Source organism: Dongia sp. (assembly GCF_041909655.1).
GTDB lineage: Bacteria > Pseudomonadota > Alphaproteobacteria > Dongiales > Dongiaceae > Dongia.
Map to the genome: position 1 here is coordinate 582569 of NZ_JAYRDA010000002.1, position 17717 is coordinate 600285.

Sequence of the window (17717 nt, forward strand, 5' to 3'; positions counted from 1 at the left end):
ATCGTAAAAAAACGCAACGCAGGATGGGAAGCGCCGGTTCCCTGGATCCGCTCACTTCCGCTTCCTGGTCGTCTGCGCATAAACGGGAATGCGGAATCTTCTCCGATAGGTTCCCGGCGTCAAGCCGGTGACGCGTTTGAAGAGGCGGCGGAAGAAGGCCGGCTCCTCATAGCCCACCTGCCAGGCGATCTCGTCCACCGCGGCCTCGGTGCGCTCCAGGCGGCGCTTGGCATCCTCGATGCGCAGGCGCTGCACATAGACGATGGGGCTGACACCTGTGGCCGCCGCGAAGCGGCGCTTGAAGGTGCGCTCGGTCAAGCCCGTGCGCCGGATCATCTCTTCGAGCGGATTTGCCGCCGCGAAATTTTTCGCGACCCAATCCTGCGCCTTCTCGATCGCGAGATCGCCATGGCCCTTGCGCCCCTCGAAAACGATATAGGGCGCCAATCCGTCCTGATGCCATTGCAGCGCGAAGAAGCGGGCGATGGTCTGCGCCGCGGTGGCGCCGGCATGGCGGGCGATGAGATAGAGCACCAGATCGTGCCAGGTCATCGAGGCGCCGGAGGTGACGAGTTCCTCGCGCTTGCCCGCGATCACCAGCACCCGTTCGGGATGGATCGTAATTTCTGGGTACGCGGCAGCGAAGGCAGCGGCATAGCCGAAATGCACCGTCGCCTCCAGCCCATCGAAGAGGCCCGTTTCGGCGATGAGGAAGATCCCCGAACAGGCCGAGCAGACGAGCGCACCCTTCTTGTGCATGGCACGGAGCCAGGCGACAAGTTCCGGGTGTCGCCCCTTCCGCCAGCCTCCCGGCGCCAGCAGGATCGAGGGCACGATGACGATGTCGGTGGTCGTGATCTCGGCGATCCCCCGTTGCACCGCGATCGGCACGCCGCTCGCCAGCTTCAGCGGACCGGTCTTCAGCCCCACGATCTCGACCTTGAAGGGGCCGGCCGGAAGTGCGGCACTCTCGGCCACCGGCAGGATGGCAAAGGCGTTCATCACGTCATAGATGCCCGAGAGCGTCGAGATCACGGCCTCGGGAATCGCCAGGATGCTCACATGGAGCGGCGCCGATCCGGTGGGAATCGTTGGTCGCGGCATGTCGGGTTCCTTCGACGCGGGATGAGAGACCCTAGCCCAGACTGCGCCGCCGCGTCACGCCTGGCGATCCATATTCAGGCGCCCCATATTCCGACATCAGATGGCACGAATGGCCCGGTTCTGGACATTCCCGCTCTGCCGCTGCCGCCGCGCCGCCGTCATTCTCCGTTCCAGCCCGGGACAGCCGGGTATTGGAACAGGAGTTAACGACATGGACGCCATCCAACCCGGCGCCATCGACCCCGCCAAGCTCGACGCCCTCATCGGCCGCGCCATCGGCGACCTTTCGGCGGGCTATGGCGGCGTGATGCTGAGCCTCGGACATCGGCTCGGCCTCTTCAAGGCGATGGCCGGGGCCGGTCCCCTGAGTGCGCGCGAACTCGCCGCCCGCGCCAAATGCGCCGAGCGTTATGTGCGCGAATGGCTGAACAGCCAGGTGGCCGGCGGTTATGTCGCCTATCACGCGATCAGCGATTCCTACGAGCTCACCCCCGAACAGGCTTTCGTGCTGGCCAATGAGGACAGTCCCGCTTTCATGCCCAATGCCTGGAACGTTCCGGCCTCGATGTGGGCGGATGAAGCCAAGGCGGAAGTGGCCTTCCGCACGGGCAGGGGCATTCCCTGGGGCGATCATGACGGGCGGCTTTATTGCGGCGTCGCCGGCTTCTACCGCAACGCCTATCGCGGCTCGCTGGTCCCCGAATGGCTGCCGGCCTTGGACGGTGTGGTCGGGAAACTGACATCGGGCGCACGCGTCGCCGATATCGGCTGCGGCCATGGCCATTCGACCGTGCTGATGGCCGAGGCCTTTCCGGCATCCACCTTCCATGGTTTCGACACGCATCGCGATTCCATTTTCGAGGCACAGAAAGTCGCGGCGGAGGCGAAGGTCGCGGCACGCGCCAATTTCACGGTGGCCGGTGCTCATAATTATCCGGGCAAAGGGTATGACCTCATCTGCTTCTTCGATTGCCTCCATGACATGGGCGATCCAATCGCCGCCGCGACCCATGCCGCCAAATCGCTGGCGCCCGACGGCACGGTGATGCTGGTCGAGCCCTTCGCCAATGACCGGGTCGAGGACAACATCTCGCCCGTGGCGCGCCTCTATTACGCCGCCTCCACCATGATCTGCTGCGCCCATTCGATTTCGGATGGCGGCCGCCTGGTGCTGGGCGCCCAGGCCGGCGAAGCCCGCTTGGCCGAGGTCTTCCGCAAGGCGGGCTTCACCCGCTTCCGCCGGGCGGCAGCAACGCCGTTCAACCTCATTCTTGAGGCCAGGCTCTAACAATCAAGCCGAGGCGGGGCACGCCCCCGCCTCGGCGCAAAGGATCCTCTCATGTCCCTCACCACGGCTGACCTTGCCCAGCAGACCGGGTCCGACGCTGCATCACGCTGGCGGCTCGGCTTCGGCGAAGCCCGCGCGCTTCTGCGCCTCGCAGCACCCATCGCGCTCATCGCCCTCGTCAATATGGGGATGAGCGTCACCGATACCGTGATGGTCTCGATACTCTTCGGCACCGATGCGCTGGCGGCCGTGGCGATCGGCAGCGATTTTTATTCGATCGTCTTCTATCTCTGCGCCGGCATTCTCGCCGGCATCTCGCCCTTCTATACCGCCGCGGTGACTCGCGCCGATGAGCGGGAGCGGGTGCGCATCACGCGGATCGGCTGGGCGATAGTCGGCCTGCTTGCCGTGCTGAGCGCGCCGCTGGTCTGGACCGCTCCGAACTGGCTTGAGAATCTCGGCCTTGAACGAGGCCTCCTCCAGGCGGGCAGCGGCTATACCCGAGCCATGGCGCTGACCCTCGTCCCGATGCTGGGGGTCATGCTCTACCGCACGATCCTGACGGCGGCCGAGAAGCCGAAAGTCTTCCTCAAGGTGACGCTCGCCATGCTGCCCCTGAACGCGCTCGCGAATTACGCCTTCATGCTGGGCATCGGGCCCCTCCCCGCTTCCGGCCCGACCGGGGCCGGCATCGCGTCGCTGCTGGTCGCCCTGGCAAGCCTCGGCGCCCTCGCTATCATCGCCCGGTATGCTACAGGCGGTAATGCGGCGCGCATAAAATCACCCTTCGACTGGCGCGGCCTCGGATCGGTCCTGCGTATCGGCCTTCCCATCGGCATCGCCACGGTGACCGAGCTCGGCATCTATCTTGGCGCCACACTCTATGCCGCCACCCTCGGCGCCGCCGATGTCGCCGCGCATACGCTCACCTTGCGGACGGCCGGCATCGCCTATGCCGTGCCCGCCGCTCTCCTCCAGGCAGCCATGGTGCGGATGGCACGGGCGGAAAGCCTCCGTGACGCGCAGCATCGTCGGACAAGCGGAAAGGCCGTGATCGCTGGCAGCCTTGGCCTCGCGCTGGTCTGCGGCGGCATCATCCTCGCGATCCTTCTGTTCGCGGCAACGCCGCTCGCCAACATCTTCTTCGATGCAAGCCCCGCCGGCATGGCGGCGGCCTGGCTCGCCGGCGGACTTCTGATGTTGCTGGGCTGCATCGAATGCGTGGCCTGCCCCGGCCTTGCCGCATCCGGCATTCTGCGCGGCTGCAAGGATACCAGGGCACCGATGACCTATACGCTGTTCGGCTATTGGGGGATCGGCGCGCCGCTCGGCATCTTCCTCTGCGAAGGGCTCGATACCGGCATCACCGGGATCTGGCTCGGCCTCGCCGCCGGCACACTGGCGACGGCGATATTGACCCTCAACCGCCTGCGTCGCCGCCCCTGATTCCGGCCCGGATTGACTTTCTAGGGCGTTTGACCTAATTATTTGGTCAATCGTCCTAGATTGCAGAGGGGAGAGAAGACTTGGCGGCGGTGGAGACGAGAAGCCAGATCGTGGCGGCGGCCGACAACCTGTTCTACCGGCAGGGTTTCGCGCACACGTCCTTTGCCGATATCGCCGCGGCGGTCGATCTCTCACGCGGCAACTTCTATTACCACTTCCGCACCAAGGACGAGATCCTGGAGGCCGTCATCGCCGCGCGCCTTGAAAAGACCCAGGCGATGCTGGATCGCTGGGAGCTTGACGGCGACAATCCACAGGCGCGCATCCGCAGCTTCATCCATATCCTGATCGCCAACCGCGCCGACATCAAACGTTACGGCTGTCCGGTCGGCACGCTCTCGACCGAGCTCGCAAAACTCGGCCACGCGGCGCAAGACGAGGCCAATCAGCTCTTCACCCTCTTCCGCCTTTGGCTGCGGCGGCAATTCGCAGCCCTCGGGCGCAAGGCAGATGCCGATGCGCTGGCGCTGCATCTTCTCGCCCGCAGCCAGGGTGTCGCCACCCTGGCCAACGCCTATCACGACGAGGCGTTCATCCGGCGCGAGGTCGCCATGCTCGAAGACTGGCTCCAGACGATTGTCGAGGGGGGCGAGACGCACACCCGGAAACCGAGACAGGAGAAAAATTGATGTTCGTCGTTCTGCTGAAATTCTCAGCCAACAAGGCTGCTGCCGGCCGGTTCATGGATGGTCACAAGGACTGGCTGAAACGCGGTTTCGATGACGGCGTATTCCTGCTGGCCGGCAGCCTGCAGCCGCAACTGGGCGGCGCGATCCTCGCACACAACACGACATTGGCCGCGCTGCAGGCGCGCGTGAACGGCGATCCCTTCGTCGCAGAGAATATCGTCGGCGCCGAAATCCTGGACATCGCGCCATCGCGGGTCCATGACAGACTGGCCTTTCTCCTCGGCGAGGCCGCGGCATGAGAAGGAAGGACACGCGATGAGCACGATCCCCGGTCCCGATGGCAAGGTGCGCTGCCGCTGGGTCGCCGCCGCACCCGAATTCCCCGCCTATCACGATGCCGAATGGGGTTTTCCCGTCGGCAACGACCGGCGCCTCTTCGAGAAGCTCTGCCTCGAGGGTTTTCAATCGGGCCTCAGCTGGCGCACCATCCTGGCCAAACGCGAGAATTTCCGCGCCGCTTTCCATGATTTCGATTTCGACCGCGTCGCCCGCTATACGGACAAGGATGTCGCACGCCTCTTGCAGAATGCCGGCATCATCCGTCATCGCGGCAAGATCGAGGCCGTCATCAACAACGCGCAGCGGGCGCGGGAGATGGTGAAACAGGAGGGCTCGCTCGCCGCCTTCCTCTGGCGCTACGAGCCGGATCCCGCGCATCTGGCGAAGCCGCAGACCGTCTCGACGTCGCCGGAATCGGTGGCCCTCTCGAAGGAGCTGAAGAAGCGCGGCTGGAAATTCGTCGGCCCCACCACGATCTTCGCCTTCATGCAGGCGATGGGCCTCGTCAACGACCATGCCGAGGATTGCGTGATCCGCGCCAAGGCCGCGAAGGCGCGCAAGAGCTTCAAGCGCCCCTAATCGCCGATCGCCTCGCCGTCCCAGTAATCGCGGGGGTTCGACATGTCGAAGATGTCCTGCCGCGACCTGAGAGCACCGACCACCATCTTGTTGGAATCGGGATACACGCAGACCTCGTTGGGATCGCGCGCGCCGATCATCAGATAACGGCATTCGCCGGCACCGCTGTTAAGGAAGGAATGGCCGATCTTCCGTCCCGCCGGAAAGCAGACATAATCGCCGGCCTTCATGAGATGCCGCTCGGCACCCAGCAGCAATGTCACCTCGCCTTCGAGGATCAGCGCATGTTCCTCTTCCAGCATGTGATAATGGCGGGGGCAGAGTCGTTTCCCGGGGGCGGGCGATTCGATCAGCATGCCGATTCGGTAATCGGCACCGGTGGCGGCATAGGTCAGGTGCCGCGCACGCCCGCCGAAATTCGTGCCGATCTGCGTCTCCTCCCATTCCACGGCATCGGAGCTGATCGGGCGCTTCGGATGGGGTTCTTCTTCGGCGGCGATCAAAGCGGCGGGCAGACTCATTGGCAGGCCGGTCTCCTCGCCATGCCAGTAATTGCGCGTTGCCGCCATGTCGAAGATTGCGTTCCGCGCCAAAGCGCGCACCATCACCTTGTTGGAATCGGGATAGACGCAAACCTCGCGCGGATTGCGTTCGCCCACGATCAGATAGCGACAGGTCTCGCTGCTATTATTGACCAGGCAATGCCCGGCGCGCTGTCCCGCCGGGAAGCAGACGTAATCGCCGGCGCGCATGTCATATGTCGCAGCGCCGAGGCGCAGCGACACGACGCCTGCGAGCACGAAGACATGCTCCTCCTCGAAGAAATGATAATGGAAGGGCGCGCTGCGTTTGCCCGGTTCCAGTTCCTCGATGGCGACACCGATCTGGTACCGATCGCCCAGAAGGGCGCGGCTGAGATGCCGCGAGCGCTGCGCGAAGTTGGGCGGGTCCGACCACACCTGCCACGGCACGTTCTCCGATGCGATCGGCCGCACGGGCCCGGCACTTTCCGTCATCGATCGCCCCCTTTCAGGCGAAGCGGCCGAGGTAATTTGCCTTCCCCACTTTCACCCCGTTATGGCGCAGGATGTCATGGGCAGTGGTGACGTGGAAATAGAAATTGGGCAGCATGAATTCGAGCGCATAGGAAATGCCGGTATAGGTGACCGCCCCGGCGCGGAACTTGATCTCGATCTCGCGCCCCTCGCTGTCGGCAAAGGCCGCCTTGGGCACGCCGCGGATGAACTCGGCGGTCTTGGCGATGCGGCCCTTCAATTCGGGCAAACTCGTCTCGGTATCGGCAAAGCTCGGCACCTCGAGCCCGGTCAGGCGCCCGATCGAGGCCTTCGCCGTATCGCTCGCCCGCTGGATCTGCCCGGCAAGGGCAATCATGTCGGGATAGAGCCGCGCATTGACGAGGATTACGGGATCATAGCCCCCCGCCTCGGCCGCTTCCGCGGCGCGGTCCATGTAATAATCCAGCACGTCGAAGCCGCGCAGGAGAGCGGGCACGGTGATATCATAGATCGAAAGGCTCATGGCGGATGGCTCCTCAAGAACAAGGTTGCCGCAATCTGCCAGAAACCAGCGTGAATGCCAAAGCGGGCCACGTCGATGGCCGTCATCAACGCCATCGATGGGAACCGCAATCAGAACCGGTCGACGTCGATGATCGCCTGGGCGAAGGCTTGGGGTGCTTCCTGGGGCGGGTTGTGGCCGATGCCGCCGGTGAAAACTCGGTGCTCATATCTGCCGGTGAACTTCTTGGCATAGACCTTGGCATCGGGGTGCGGTGCGCCATTGGCATCGCCTTCGATCGTGATGGTGGGGATCGTGATGACCGGCCCCGCCGCCAGGCGTTCTTCCAGCGAATCGTATTGCGCCTCGCCTGTCGCGAGCCCCAGGCGCCAGCGGTAATTATGAATGACGATGGCGACATGATCGGGATTGTCGAAGGCAGCCGCCGAGCGATCGAAGGTCACGTCGTCGAAGCGCCATTGCGGCGAGGCCAATTGCCAGATCAGCTTCGAGAAATCGCGCCGATATTCGGCATAGCCGGCGGCACCCCGCTCGGTCGCGAAATAGAACTGATACCACCATTGCAATTCCGCCTTGGGCGGCAGCGGCTTCCTGTTCATCTCCTGGCTGCCGATGAGATAGCCGCTGACCGAGACCATGGCCTTGCAGCGTTCCGGCCAGAGGGCCGCCACGATATTGGCGGTCCTGGCGCCCCAATCATAACCGCCGATCACGGCGCGCTCGATCTTGAGCGCATCCATCAAGGCGACGATGTCGCTGGCCAGCGCCGCCTGCTGGCCGTTGCGCAATGTCGCCTCCGACAGAAAGCGCGTCGTCCCGTAACCGCGCAGGTAGGGCACGATCACCCGGTAGCCCGCGGCAGCCAATAAAGGCGCCACATCGGCGTAAGAATGGATGTCGTAGGGCCAGCCATGGAGCAGGATCACCGCCGGCCCGTCGAGGGGACCGACCTCTGCATAGCCGACATTGAGGAAGCCGGCATCGATCTGCTTCAGCGCGGGGAACGCGGCATGGGTCCCCGGCTGGATTGCCGGCGGGTTATCCGCGCGGGCCGGGCCCATGAGGCCAAGCTCGGCCACGGCGACGCTCAAGGCTGCGGCTCCCAGGAAGCGGCGGCGGGGCAGATTGACAATCTCGGTCATGGCGGGTCCTCGCGGGTTCATCTTTATTAAAACGTATCCGATTAACTCGGATACGATCTATTAAGGCGACAGGACCCCGGATGTCAAGCCCGCCGTCCCCTCACATCGGCGGCATTTCCGCGAAGGCCGTCAGCGCGGGATCGACCCGGTCCCAGGCGGGGCCGCCGCTGCGATAGGTCACCGCCTGCGGCTGATAGCGGGCGGGATCGTCGAGGCTCGCCGCGTGGATGGTGAAGAAATCGGGCATGGCTGAGAAGGTGAGATAGACCGGCGATCCGCAGATGGGGCAGAAGCCGCGCGTCTTCACCTGGCCGCTATCGGCGGTCATCTCCCAATGCGTGGCGCGGCCTTCGAGCTTCACCTTCGGTCGTCCGGCAAAGGTGAGATAGGAGCCATGGCCGGTGCCGCTGGTCCGCTGGCATTGGCGGCATTGGCAATCGTTCTGGAACACCGGTTCCCCCGCGATCTCATAGCGCAGATGGCCGCAGAAGCAGCCGCCGGTATAGGGCTGGGTCATCGTCTTTCTCCGGTTGTGAAGGGTGGTCCGATCGGGCGATCAGGCCGCCACGGCCACCGCCGCCCGGCGGCCGGCCGGCTTGAAGGTCAGGGCGATGAGCACGGCGCCGAGGCCGATGGCCCAGGACCCGATATAGAGCCAGGAATAGCTGGCGAAACTGTCATAGATCCAGCCGCCGGCGACGGGGCCCAGCGCCATGCCGAGGCCGCCCGCGGTGGCCGTGCCGCCGATGACGGTGCCCATCATGTGCAGCGGGAAATTCTCGCGCGCGAGGACCGCATAGAGCGGCATGACGCCCGCATAGATGAAGCCGAACAGCGCCGCCACCGCGTAGAAACCGCCCAGGCCGCCGACGAAGACATAGGCCAAGGCGCCGAAGGCCTGGACCAGCAGCCCCAGGACCAGGATGCGCTTGGCGCCGAAACGGTCGCCGAGGAAACCGAAGGCGACGCGCCCGCCGAGCCCCGCCAGCCCCTCGACCGAATAGATCGAGACGGCGGCGATCATCGGAATGCCGCAGGTGAGCGCATAGCTCACGGTATGGAAGATCGGGCCGGAATGGGTGGCGCAGCAGAAGAAATTGGTCAGCGTCAGGACCAGGAATTGCGGCGAGGTCACCGCGTCCCGCAGGCTCATCCCGCCCCGCTCCATTTCGCCCTCATTCACGGCGGGCGCGGATTCGGAACCCACCAGAGCCGGCGCCGGGCGGACCAGCAACGCGGCCGGGATCATGATTGCGGCCACGACAACGGCGATGACGAGGAGCGCACTGCGCCAGTCGTGCTCCGTCACCAGCCAGGCCGCGAAGGGCGACATGGTCATCGGCGCCATGCCCATCCCGGCCGAGACCAGCGAGACCGCGAGCGCGCGCTGCGTCTCGAACCAGCCGGTGACGCAGGCCATCATCGGCGCGAAGATCGCCGCCACCGCCCCACCCACCAGCACGCCGAAGACCAGCTGGAATTCGAGGAGCGATTGCGCGCGGGCGGCCAGCACCAGAGCAAGGACGAGGAGGACCGAGCCCGTCAGCACCACCGGGCGCGGGCCCCAGCGATCGCTCAGCATCCCCCAGGCCATGCTGGCAAAGGCCATGGCGAGAAAACCGATGGTCATGGCGGTGGACACTCCGGTCACCGACCAGCCGGTATCCCGCGCGATGGGCTGCAGGAAGACCGGCAGCGAGAACATGGCCCCCACGGCAAGACAGCCCAGCAGGCCACCCGCCGCGACGATCACCCAGCGATAGTTCGACGCCATCACCCCACTCCCCCGGCTCGTTTTAGTCCGCTCGCCTCTAGTCCAGCTCACCCCTAATCCATCTCACCGGCCAGCGTGCCGACATTGTGGATCACCTTCTGCCAGCCGTTGCTCATCTTCTCATAGGCCGAGTCATTGCGGGGGAGGACGAAGCCCTCATGCACCAGGTGAAGCCGTGTGCCGCCAGCGACCTTGGTGAGCGTGAAGGTGACCACCGTGTCGAGCGGCGCGCCATAGCCGACATTCCCCGCATCGCCGCCTTTCCAGGCATAGGAGAACAGCTCGTTGGGGACCACCCGCAACACCTCGCAATGAATGGTGCCGTCCCAGGCCCCGGCCGGTGTCGTCTGGTAGGTGAAGCGATTGCCGACGACCGGGGCAAAGCCCTTGGGCTCCATGATCCAGCGCCCCATCAGCGTGTCGTCGGTCAGCGTCTTCCAGATCGTCTCCGGCGCATGCGGGAAGATCTCGTCGACGACGATTTTCCGTGTCTCGGGTTTCCGGGTTTCGGGCTTCTGTGTTTCGGATTGGGTGATGGCTTTCCGCGCAACATCGTTCATGGATCGATTTCCTTCAGCAGAGCGCGGAGATTGTCGAAGCTCTCGCGCCAGAACAGGCCGTAATGACTCATCCAGTCGACCAGCGGCTTGAGGCCCTCCGGCTCGGCCCGGTAATAGACTTTCCGCCCCTCGGGCCGCTCGGCCACAAGCCCCGCCAGCTTCAGCGATTTCAAATGCTGCGAGACAGCCCCTTGCGTGACCCCGCTCCCGCGCGTGAGTTCCACCACGGTAATCTCCGTCGCCCCCACAATGCGCTCAAACACAGCCCGCCGCGTGGGATCGGCAAGGGCCCGCAGAAGGGCGTCAATGGCGGTGGTATCGGTCATGGGGAAAATGATTAGCTGATGCTAATTCATTAGTCAATGCTAATTATAAGGCGGTGAATCCATTCGTCTGCGACAGTTCGGGACGCTTCGTCACCGATGTCACCTGGATCGGCGGCGAGCTGTGGGATGTCTCCTGGGAAAACGACGAAAGCAGCCTGTGGCGCATCAACCCCGAAACCGGCGAGGTCTTGGAACAACTCGATATGCCCGAAGGTGTCGGCGTCTCAGGCCTGGAAGCCACTGGCGACACCTTCTATTGCGGCGGCGGGCGTACCGGAAAAATCCGGGCGGTGAGGAGGCCGGGGAGGTAGGGGGGAGCCACGACGCGGCGAAATAATCCTCCCTAAGCTTCTCCCAGTGTCTCCCACACTGCGCCCCTCAGGACGCTCGGCAACCAGGCTTGCAGCCTCCTGCTCTTCACCTCTTCGTCGTATCCATGATGGCGAGTTCCCGATCATCCATTAAATTTCATTGACGTTTTGTGGCCTTCCCGCCGACTACTCTTCTGTGAGGCCAATACGCATTCCGTAATAATACTCCTTCAGGTGCTTCTCTATCTTCTAACCATGACCAAATTTTCAGCTCTGCTGCGCGATCACCTGAGATCAGCTGATGTAAAGATGTCGCCACTTGAAGCGGTGAATGGGGGCTTTCCTTTGCAGCGGCAAGTAATTCGCCGTATGGAGCGTCGACTTCATTTTGGTAGCCTTGAAAGAATCGCGACCATAAATCTGCTAGCATTATCCAAGCAGCGTGAAATATCTCAGGAGGGCTTGGTTCGCTTTTCTTGAGCTCCGTCACGCAAGATTTCACTGCTTCTTCAGAGATAAAACGATAAACAAATTGGGGCATTTGGGGGACAATAGTTGCACGAATAAGCTCTTGCCAATGTATCTCAGGGTGAAGGTCGTAGTGCTTCACTACGCCCTGCGAAAGCACTCTAACGAATGAGGGCGTCGCGCGAAGGTTTAGCCAAAAGTTATCTCGCAGATGGAGAACAGAGGAAGCAACTTTTCCAAAGTCGTTGATATCAGAAAGCTCGGCAAATCGAACTGTTTCTCGCTGTTCTGCTATTAGCGTCTTATGCCTTCTAGATAACTGGTGCCTCAAGAGCGACAGCACTCCCTCCGAATGCCCTTTAATTATGCGATGTTGCCCGTGGTCTGTTGATCGCGCGTGGCGTTTCGCGTCGCTGTAGTCTCGGTGGAGCGCTTCGACGAAAGGCAAAAGATACTTGCCATAAGGCTTGACCTTTGGGCGCTCGTTCTGCCTTGAATGGCGACCTCTAAGCGTTGCTACAATTGGAGCAGCAAGATCGTTGTCAGATCCAGCCACCGAAAATATATTCCAAAAATAGTCATGGAATGGCCCAGCGGTGCCGCTAAGGACCAGCATTAAAGCGCGCTGGAATTCTCGCTCCCAAGCAAGTGCGGGATTCCCCGCCACAGAGAATGGCATATAGATAGCACTTACTAAATTTGCTTCTGGTGACTCAATGCACCAGTGATCTCGCAGGTCTTGAATGAACTGGAGCCGTTTCGCCGACAGGCCCTTTTCCCTGGAGAAAGCATTCAACCCAACATAATCCCCCAGTGAGTTCGATACTTTCTTTGAAAAATATCGATCACTTACTACAATCTCGTCAGGGACTCCCAGCGTTATGGCTGACAAAAGAGCAACCTTTCGATTGTCGCCCACTTGACCCTTCATGTTTTTATTGAACACATTCAACAGAATTTCTTTGTTGCGTTTGTCCTTTTCTAACCATGATCGAAAATTTCTCTCAAGCAGCCTTAGATTGTCAGCCGTTTTTGCGGCTTGTGCGCAAATTAGGACGCGGTTCATGATCTCGTCGGAGGCTACTTCCGCAGGCTCAATGCCATCTAGCACTAACCCAGCTAAAAGCAGTGCGTTGTCAATTTCGCAATCAGAGTCAGAGAGCAGTTTGCTCAAAAGATACTTCTGACCTTCCCTGCTTTTTAAGCTCGCCACTAGGAGTCGAACCACTTCTCTCCATCGCGGATTATTGATATCCGCACCAATCACCTCCCAAATCTTGCTTAGACCATCTACTTCGCCTCGCGAGATAAGGTAAGTAGCGGTTAGATATTCTTGAAATGTGAGGTGCAAAAAACTGTAAAGTTCGTCTCCAGCTTCGATCAGTAGCCCAGTTCGGGACTTTACGAATTCAAGAAATTCATCTGCTTGATCTTCTGGATCTTCTGAATCTTCAGTCGGATAGGCCTCATTCTTTTCGATGAAATCGCGTAAAAATAACCTCATCTCGTTTCTTGGAACGACGGCTCGCCCTCTATCAGTGCTGACAATTCTCCGTTGCATCCAAAAGGCAATTGCCTCAATCCTCTGACGGTTTCGTCGCTCTATTCGACCTTTCGACTTCTCATCTTCATCCTTAAACTTCCATTTGTACCATGTGTTGAGCAGCGTCTCTGTGCATTTCTGATAGAGCACGACACGCTCATCAGGCAAAACCGCATCTATCCGATGAACTAGCGCAACAATTGTTAGCAGAAGCGGGTTGCGAGCAAGATCGCGAATGGCGGCACTATCCGGGTTTGCAATGATTCGACAAAGGTCGGTTACGTTAGCAGCCTGCTCTACTTCGTTCTCCACTCTCACCGCATACCAATCCCGAATAAACTTCTCAATTTCATCAAGCCGGAGCTTCGCCATTCTGAAATGATTGAACGAGGTCGGGAAACGAATCTTCCCTTCATATCCGGCTATTCTTGAAGTGATAATGATCGTCGCCAAAGGGAACACCGTGGCGAAAGCACGGATTCTTTTTTGAACAACGTCTTTGAACTTGGTAGTCGGCAACTCGTCCAGGCCATCGAACAAAACAACAGCGTGACCGCTTTCTAGATAAAAACAGAAAAATTCATCGGTGGCGTCTTTTATTGAGAACTCTCCGCGAGTCATCTCAACAATGTAGTCAAGTATACTTAAGTTAAATCGGCCCTTCAGTTCGTCTGCATACCTTCGAAGGGTAATGACGATGGGAAGCCGGCCGTCAGGCTCTGCCTTGAATCGAGTCTGGATTGATGAAGACACTCGACTAAGTGCGAGAAACGAAATCAACGTTGACTTGCCTGAACCTGGATCTCCCAATATTACGGACCGCCTTCCAGGCGACATAAGATTTATGGGGTTGGTTCGCGGAAATCGATCTTCGCTATCATCCTGATCCTCTCCGACGAGAGACAATGGAATATATATACTCTCTAGCGGAACTCCTTTAGTGGCCTCCTCTTTGTAAACCGACATGCCGACAAATTCGATGCGCCCATTTCGCTCGCTGATGGCGCTGTTATAGAGTTCTCGAACGGCTTCTATATTTAGCCGCCGAGCGGCCCCTTCCGGAACTATCTCGGGGTAGTAATAAAGTGCTAGATGCTGGGCCTGCAAAAAAAGATTCTGAAGCTTGGTATGCCCAAAATGCTCAATTTCCAGTTCAGGAAACTCTAGCTTGAGATTTTCAAACCAGCTTACATCGCCCCCACCTTTCCGACGAGAGTTAGTAAAGTCGTCTGGGGTTACGATAACCCAGTGACGAATCTTCGAGGTTGTTGACTTCTCAACTGCCCTCCGAAGACTCTCCTTAATTTCGGCTCGATGATTTGTCGAAAGCGGCGATGAGAAAAATTTGTATTGATAGCCGACGGAACCACTTCTTCTGAAACCCTTAGACAAGCTATCGAGCGCGGCATAGTCGCCCGACGCGTCGTCAAACACAGTAAAAGTTTCGTTGCGGTGACGAGCTTCATTGAATAGAAGCAGGTCGACAATTCGAGCAAATTCTTTTCCACTCTCCGTCCCAGCGGGCAGTATCTTGCTCAATGATCGGACTTTTGGAAGTCGAACAATCTTTCTCGTCTTCATTCCCCCTCCAGCAATGGCGCAATATTATTCAAGTAGATGAGCAGCGAACCCGCCAGCGCTCGGCAAGCTATGACTTTGTTAGATGAGAAGGTTGTGCTTTTGCATATATTAGTATGCATTCTCGCATATATACAATATATAGTCGTAGGCGGTAAAGTTAGTGTTTTCAAACCCACTGAAAATGAAAAGACCAAGCGCTGTAGCTCGGTCCTTTCTGCCCAACGCTTAGCGCTCGTCTCCTCACTCACACAGTATCGTTCCTGGCAGCTTCGAGGTATGCCGGCACTCGCCGCCAAGGCGCAGAGTTCGCGGGAAAACTAGAGTGCGGGAACGAGAAATCCCCGCTACGCTGAGCTATCCGAGCCACGGAGCCACCCATGCCTAAACTCTATTGGCGTGCGGGATCTCGGCTACATTCTGACCGTGCTGCCGCCGGGCAAGGTGCAATGTCCGTTCCATTCGCATCATGGCGAGGAGGAGATGTTCTTCATTCTCGAAGGCGAGGGAGAGTTGCGGTTCGGGGATGAGCGTTATCTCATCCGCAAGTTCGACGTCATCGCCTGCCCCACCGGCGGACCGGAGGTGGCGCACCAGATCGTCAATACGGGTGCGACCGAGATGCGCTATCTCGCGGTCTCGACGCTGGCCCCCATCGATGTCTGCGAATACCCGGATTCCAACAAGATTTCGGTCGTCATCACCCACCGCCCCGCCTTGCGCTAGATCACGCCCACAGCCGCCATTCTCGCCTACACTACCCGCCAGCCAACCCACAAACCCGTCACCCCACCAACCCACGGAGGTCAACATGCGTCGCTTGCATGCCGAGCATCATCTGGTGGCGCGGATTGGTTGGTTGCGGGCGGCGGTGTTGGGGGCCAATGACGGGATCGTCTCGACGGCCAGCCTGATCGTCGGCGTCGCCGCCGCCGCGGGTGGGCGATCGGAGGTGTTGCTGGCCGGGATCGCCGGGCTGGTGGCAGGCGCGATGTCGATGGCGGCGGGGGAATATGTCTCGGTCAGTTCGCAATCGGATACCGAGCAGGCGGACCTCGCCCGCGAGCGCGCGGAGCTGGCGAGCCAGCCTGCCTTGGAGCATGAGGAGCTGGCCGCCATCTATATGAAGCGCGGAATCGCCCCGGAGCTTGCGCATCAGGTGGCCGATCAATTGATGGCGAAGGATGCCCTGGGCGCCCATGCCCAGGACGAGCTCGGCATATCCGAGATCACCACCGCGCGCCCGATCCAGGCGGCCCTCACCTCGGCGGCGACCTTCGCCGTGGGGGCTGCCATGCCGTTGCTGATGGTCGTGATCTCGCCCCAGGCGATACTGGTGCCGCTGGTCTCGGCGGCGTCGCTGGCTTTCCTGGCCTTGCTGGGCGGCATCGGCGCAAAGGCGGGCGGTGCCAATATCCTCCGGGCGACCCTGCGCGTCACCTTCTGGGGCGCCCTCGCCATGGGGCTCACCGCCGGGATCGGCGCGCTGGTGGGAACCGTCGTCTAGCGCCGCCGCGCTGCACGCCCCATGCTGTAACGGCGCCGAACGCGCCGACGTAACTCTGGGTACAACCCTAAAGCCCCAGGAAGACAAACCATGACCATGACCCGACGCACATTCTCCACCGCCCTCCTGGCCGGCGCCGCGCTCTCCCTCGCCGCCAAACGCGGCATGGCCGAGACGCCCGCCGTCGCCCCCACGTCCGCGCGCAACGTGGTCCTCGCCCATGGCCTCTTCGCCGATGGATCCTGCTGGGCGCCGGTGATCGCGCGGCTGCAGGCGGCGGGGCTGAATGCCACCGCCGTGCAGAACCCGCTCACCACTTTCGAGGAAGCCGTGGCCTCGGTCACACGCGTGATCGCGCGGCAGGACGGGCCCACCGTGCTGGTCGGCCATTCCTTTGCCGGCATGCTGGTCAGCGAATGCGGAATGCATCCCAATGTTGCGAGCCTGGTTTACGTGGCGGCCCGCGCGCCCGATGCGGGCGAGGATTATCCGGCGCTCGCCAAGACCTATCCCGCACCGCCGGCCAGTGCCGGCATCGTCTTCGACGGCGATGAAGGCCGCCTGAGCGAGGAAGCGTTCCTCAATGATTTCGCGGGCGATCTGCCGGCGGCGCAGGCCCGTGTGCTTTATGCCGTGCAGCAGCCCTTCAACAAGGCGCTCCTCACGGGGAAAACGAGCGCCGCCGCCTGGCGCACGAAGCCCAGTTCTTACGCCATCTCGACCGAGGACCGCACCATCAGCCCCGATCTGCAGCGCTTCATGGCCAAACGCATGAAGGCCAAGACCATCGAGGTGAAGGCGAGCCACCTCTCGCTCATTTCGCAGCCGGAGACGATCGCGGCGCTGATCCTGGAAGCGGCGGGGCACGCGAGCTAGATAGCGCGCGGGGCGCGGCGGGGCCTAGCGCGGCCGCCAGCCACCACCGATATGGCCATAGATCGCATCGCGCAGGGTTTTGACCTTGCCGTTGAGCGCGGCGAGGTCGCCGACCGGCTGCCCGGATGCGGCGAGGAGAGCTTCGCCGAGGCACCCGGCCTTGGCCTTCAGGGCGCGGCCTTCCTGCGTGAGGGCGATGACGACCTGGCGCTCGTTATCGGGGTTGCGCGTCCGGCGCACCAGCCCGGCGGCTTCGAGGCGCTTCAGCAAGGGCGTCAGCGTGCTTGATTCCAGCGCCAGTTGATCGGCGATGGCGCCCACATTCTGCTCATCACCCCGCTCATCCCCGCGCCAGAGGATGTTGAGCACCAGATATTGCGGATAGGTGAGGCCCAATCCGTCGAGGAGCGGCTTGTAGGCCCGCTGAATCGCCATCCCCGCCGAGTAGATGGCGTAGCAGAGCTGGTCGTCGAGATCGACCGGACCTTGCATTTTCTCAACCATATCAATCTCCTGGCCGGCTTCCCGGCACTCAGCATCACGAAAATCATTATCGCGATAAAATTCCTCTGGACAAGAGGCTGGCTCTATCGTACATAGTTATCGCGATAACAATTATCGAGACATAAATAAACCGCCACCCCCGAG

Annotated in this window: 19 protein-coding genes; 9 read left to right on the top strand and 10 right to left on the bottom strand. The window is 61.1% G+C overall.

Features of this window, described 5'->3' with window-relative positions:
• Positions 1–51 precede the first annotated feature (51 nt).
• The gene (locus ACE3PR_RS05855; RefSeq protein ID WP_374369175.1) at positions 52–1104 is read right to left on the bottom strand and encodes a GlxA family transcriptional regulator; all 1053 of its coding nucleotides are present in this window, start codon (positions 1102–1104) and stop codon (positions 52–54) included.
• Between the two features lie 211 nt (positions 1105–1315).
• Here ACE3PR_RS05855 and ACE3PR_RS05860 point away from each other — a divergent pair, with 211 nt between their 5' ends.
• The 5 genes from ACE3PR_RS05860 (at position 1316) to ACE3PR_RS05880 (ending at position 5445) form a co-directional block, all read left to right on the top strand.
• Entirely contained in the window at positions 1316–2392 is a 1077-nt protein-coding gene (locus ACE3PR_RS05860) for a class I SAM-dependent methyltransferase (protein ID WP_374369177.1), read from the top strand.
• Between the two features lie 51 nt (positions 2393–2443).
• Positions 2444–3838, top strand: a complete 1395-nt coding sequence (locus tag ACE3PR_RS05865) for an MATE family efflux transporter (RefSeq protein ID WP_374369180.1) — start codon at positions 2444–2446, stop codon at positions 3836–3838.
• 89 nt (positions 3839–3927) lie between these two features.
• Entirely contained in the window at positions 3928–4527 is a 600-nt protein-coding gene (locus ACE3PR_RS05870) for a TetR/AcrR family transcriptional regulator (protein ID WP_374369332.1), read from the top strand.
• Complete coding sequence (locus ACE3PR_RS05875; protein ID WP_374369182.1) at positions 4527–4826, top strand: YciI family protein; 300 nt, start codon at positions 4527–4529, stop codon at positions 4824–4826. The genes ACE3PR_RS05870 and ACE3PR_RS05875 overlap by 1 nt, the downstream gene beginning before the upstream one ends.
• A gap of 16 nt (positions 4827–4842) precedes the next feature.
• Positions 4843–5445 carry a DNA-3-methyladenine glycosylase I gene (locus tag ACE3PR_RS05880; RefSeq protein ID WP_374369184.1) on the top strand — a complete coding sequence of 201 codons (603 nt, stop codon included), beginning with the start codon at positions 4843–4845 and terminating at the stop codon, positions 5443–5445.
• Here ACE3PR_RS05880 and ACE3PR_RS05885 read toward each other — a convergent pair.
• The 7 genes from ACE3PR_RS05885 to ACE3PR_RS05915 form a co-directional block, all read right to left on the bottom strand.
• Complete coding sequence (locus ACE3PR_RS05885) at positions 5442–6461, bottom strand: cupin domain-containing protein (RefSeq protein WP_374369186.1); 1020 nt, start codon at positions 6459–6461, stop codon at positions 5442–5444. The two genes, ACE3PR_RS05880 and ACE3PR_RS05885, sit on opposite strands and share 4 nt — an antisense overlap.
• Positions 6462–6474: 13 nt before the next feature.
• Positions 6475–6984: a DUF1993 family protein gene (locus ACE3PR_RS05890; protein WP_374369188.1), complete on the bottom strand. Its 510-nt coding sequence runs from the start codon at positions 6982–6984 to the stop codon at positions 6475–6477.
• 110 nt (positions 6985–7094) lie between these two features.
• Positions 7095–8126, bottom strand: a complete 1032-nt coding sequence (locus ACE3PR_RS05895; protein ID WP_374369190.1) for an alpha/beta fold hydrolase — start codon at positions 8124–8126, stop codon at positions 7095–7097.
• Between the two features lie 100 nt (positions 8127–8226).
• Positions 8227–8643 carry a GFA family protein gene (locus ACE3PR_RS05900; protein WP_374369192.1) on the bottom strand — a complete coding sequence of 139 codons (417 nt, stop codon included), beginning with the start codon at positions 8641–8643 and terminating at the stop codon, positions 8227–8229.
• A 39-nt stretch (positions 8644–8682) separates the two neighbouring features.
• Complete coding sequence (locus ACE3PR_RS05905) at positions 8683–9900, bottom strand: MFS transporter (RefSeq protein WP_374369194.1); 1218 nt, start codon at positions 9898–9900, stop codon at positions 8683–8685.
• Positions 9901–9953: 53 nt separating this feature from the next.
• Positions 9954–10460, bottom strand: a complete 507-nt coding sequence (locus tag ACE3PR_RS05910) for an SRPBCC domain-containing protein (protein WP_374369196.1) — start codon at positions 10458–10460, stop codon at positions 9954–9956.
• Complete coding sequence (locus tag ACE3PR_RS05915; RefSeq protein WP_374369198.1) at positions 10457–10786, bottom strand: ArsR/SmtB family transcription factor; 330 nt, start codon at positions 10784–10786, stop codon at positions 10457–10459. Before ACE3PR_RS05915 ends, ACE3PR_RS05910 begins: the two co-directional genes overlap by 4 nt.
• Positions 10787–10839: 53 nt before the next feature.
• Between ACE3PR_RS05915 and ACE3PR_RS05920 the strand changes: the two genes are divergently transcribed.
• Positions 10840–11097, top strand: coding sequence for a hypothetical protein (locus ACE3PR_RS05920; RefSeq protein ID WP_374369200.1), 258 nt, complete (start codon positions 10840–10842; stop codon positions 11095–11097).
• Positions 11098–11254: 157 nt separating this feature from the next.
• On the opposite strand, the gene ACE3PR_RS05925 is transcribed toward ACE3PR_RS05920, so the two are convergent.
• Positions 11255–14689 (bottom strand): NACHT domain-containing NTPase, encoded by a 3435-nt coding sequence (locus ACE3PR_RS05925; protein WP_374369201.1) that lies wholly within the window; start codon positions 14687–14689, stop codon positions 11255–11257.
• Between the two features lie 396 nt (positions 14690–15085).
• Here ACE3PR_RS05925 and ACE3PR_RS05930 point away from each other — a divergent pair, with 396 nt between their 5' ends.
• The 3 genes from ACE3PR_RS05930 to ACE3PR_RS05940 all read left to right on the top strand — a co-directional run bounded on the left by ACE3PR_RS05930 (position 15086) and on the right by ACE3PR_RS05940 (position 17069).
• Positions 15086–15412 carry a cupin domain-containing protein gene (locus ACE3PR_RS05930; protein ID WP_374369203.1) on the top strand — a complete coding sequence of 109 codons (327 nt, stop codon included), beginning with the start codon at positions 15086–15088 and terminating at the stop codon, positions 15410–15412.
• Positions 15413–15497: 85 nt separating this feature from the next.
• Positions 15498–16193 carry a VIT family protein gene (locus tag ACE3PR_RS05935; protein ID WP_374369205.1) on the top strand — a complete coding sequence of 232 codons (696 nt, stop codon included), beginning with the start codon at positions 15498–15500 and terminating at the stop codon, positions 16191–16193.
• 90 nt (positions 16194–16283) lie between these two features.
• Complete coding sequence (locus ACE3PR_RS05940) at positions 16284–17069, top strand: alpha/beta fold hydrolase (RefSeq protein WP_374369207.1); 786 nt, start codon at positions 16284–16286, stop codon at positions 17067–17069.
• Between the two features lie 24 nt (positions 17070–17093).
• Here ACE3PR_RS05940 and ACE3PR_RS05945 read toward each other — a convergent pair whose 3' ends face one another.
• Entirely contained in the window at positions 17094–17573 is a 480-nt protein-coding gene (locus ACE3PR_RS05945) for a MarR family winged helix-turn-helix transcriptional regulator (RefSeq protein ID WP_374369209.1), read from the bottom strand.
• Positions 17574–17717 lie beyond the last annotated feature (144 nt).

Excerpts from the sequence above, each read along its gene's own strand:
- ACE3PR_RS05855 (WP_374369175.1), bottom strand. The coding sequence starts at position 1,104 with ATGCCGCGACCAACGATTCCCACCGGATCGGCGCCGCTCCATGTGAGC.
- ACE3PR_RS05860 (WP_374369177.1), top strand. The coding sequence starts at position 1,316 with ATGGACGCCATCCAACCCGGCGCCATCGACCCCGCCAAGCTCGACGCC.
- ACE3PR_RS05865 (WP_374369180.1), top strand. The coding sequence starts at position 2,444 with ATGTCCCTCACCACGGCTGACCTTGCCCAGCAGACCGGGTCCGACGCT.
- ACE3PR_RS05875 (WP_374369182.1), top strand. The coding sequence starts at position 4,527 with ATGTTCGTCGTTCTGCTGAAATTCTCAGCCAACAAGGCTGCTGCCGGC.
- ACE3PR_RS05880 (WP_374369184.1), top strand. The coding sequence starts at position 4,843 with ATGAGCACGATCCCCGGTCCCGATGGCAAGGTGCGCTGCCGCTGGGTC.
- ACE3PR_RS05885 (WP_374369186.1), bottom strand. The coding sequence starts at position 6,461 with ATGACGGAAAGTGCCGGGCCCGTGCGGCCGATCGCATCGGAGAACGTG.
- ACE3PR_RS05890 (WP_374369188.1), bottom strand. The coding sequence starts at position 6,984 with ATGAGCCTTTCGATCTATGATATCACCGTGCCCGCTCTCCTGCGCGGC.
- ACE3PR_RS05895 (WP_374369190.1), bottom strand. The coding sequence starts at position 8,126 with ATGACCGAGATTGTCAATCTGCCCCGCCGCCGCTTCCTGGGAGCCGCA.
- ACE3PR_RS05900 (WP_374369192.1), bottom strand. The coding sequence starts at position 8,643 with ATGACCCAGCCCTATACCGGCGGCTGCTTCTGCGGCCATCTGCGCTAT.
- ACE3PR_RS05905 (WP_374369194.1), bottom strand. The coding sequence starts at position 9,900 with ATGGCGTCGAACTATCGCTGGGTGATCGTCGCGGCGGGTGGCCTGCTG.
- ACE3PR_RS05910 (WP_374369196.1), bottom strand. The coding sequence starts at position 10,460 with ATGAACGATGTTGCGCGGAAAGCCATCACCCAATCCGAAACACAGAAG.
- ACE3PR_RS05915 (WP_374369198.1), bottom strand. The coding sequence starts at position 10,786 with ATGACCGATACCACCGCCATTGACGCCCTTCTGCGGGCCCTTGCCGAT.
- ACE3PR_RS05925 (WP_374369201.1), bottom strand. The coding sequence starts at position 14,689 with ATGAAGACGAGAAAGATTGTTCGACTTCCAAAAGTCCGATCATTGAGC.
- ACE3PR_RS05935 (WP_374369205.1), top strand. The coding sequence starts at position 15,498 with ATGCGTCGCTTGCATGCCGAGCATCATCTGGTGGCGCGGATTGGTTGG.
- ACE3PR_RS05940 (WP_374369207.1), top strand. The coding sequence starts at position 16,284 with ATGACCATGACCCGACGCACATTCTCCACCGCCCTCCTGGCCGGCGCC.
- ACE3PR_RS05945 (WP_374369209.1), bottom strand. The coding sequence starts at position 17,573 with ATGGTTGAGAAAATGCAAGGTCCGGTCGATCTCGACGACCAGCTCTGC.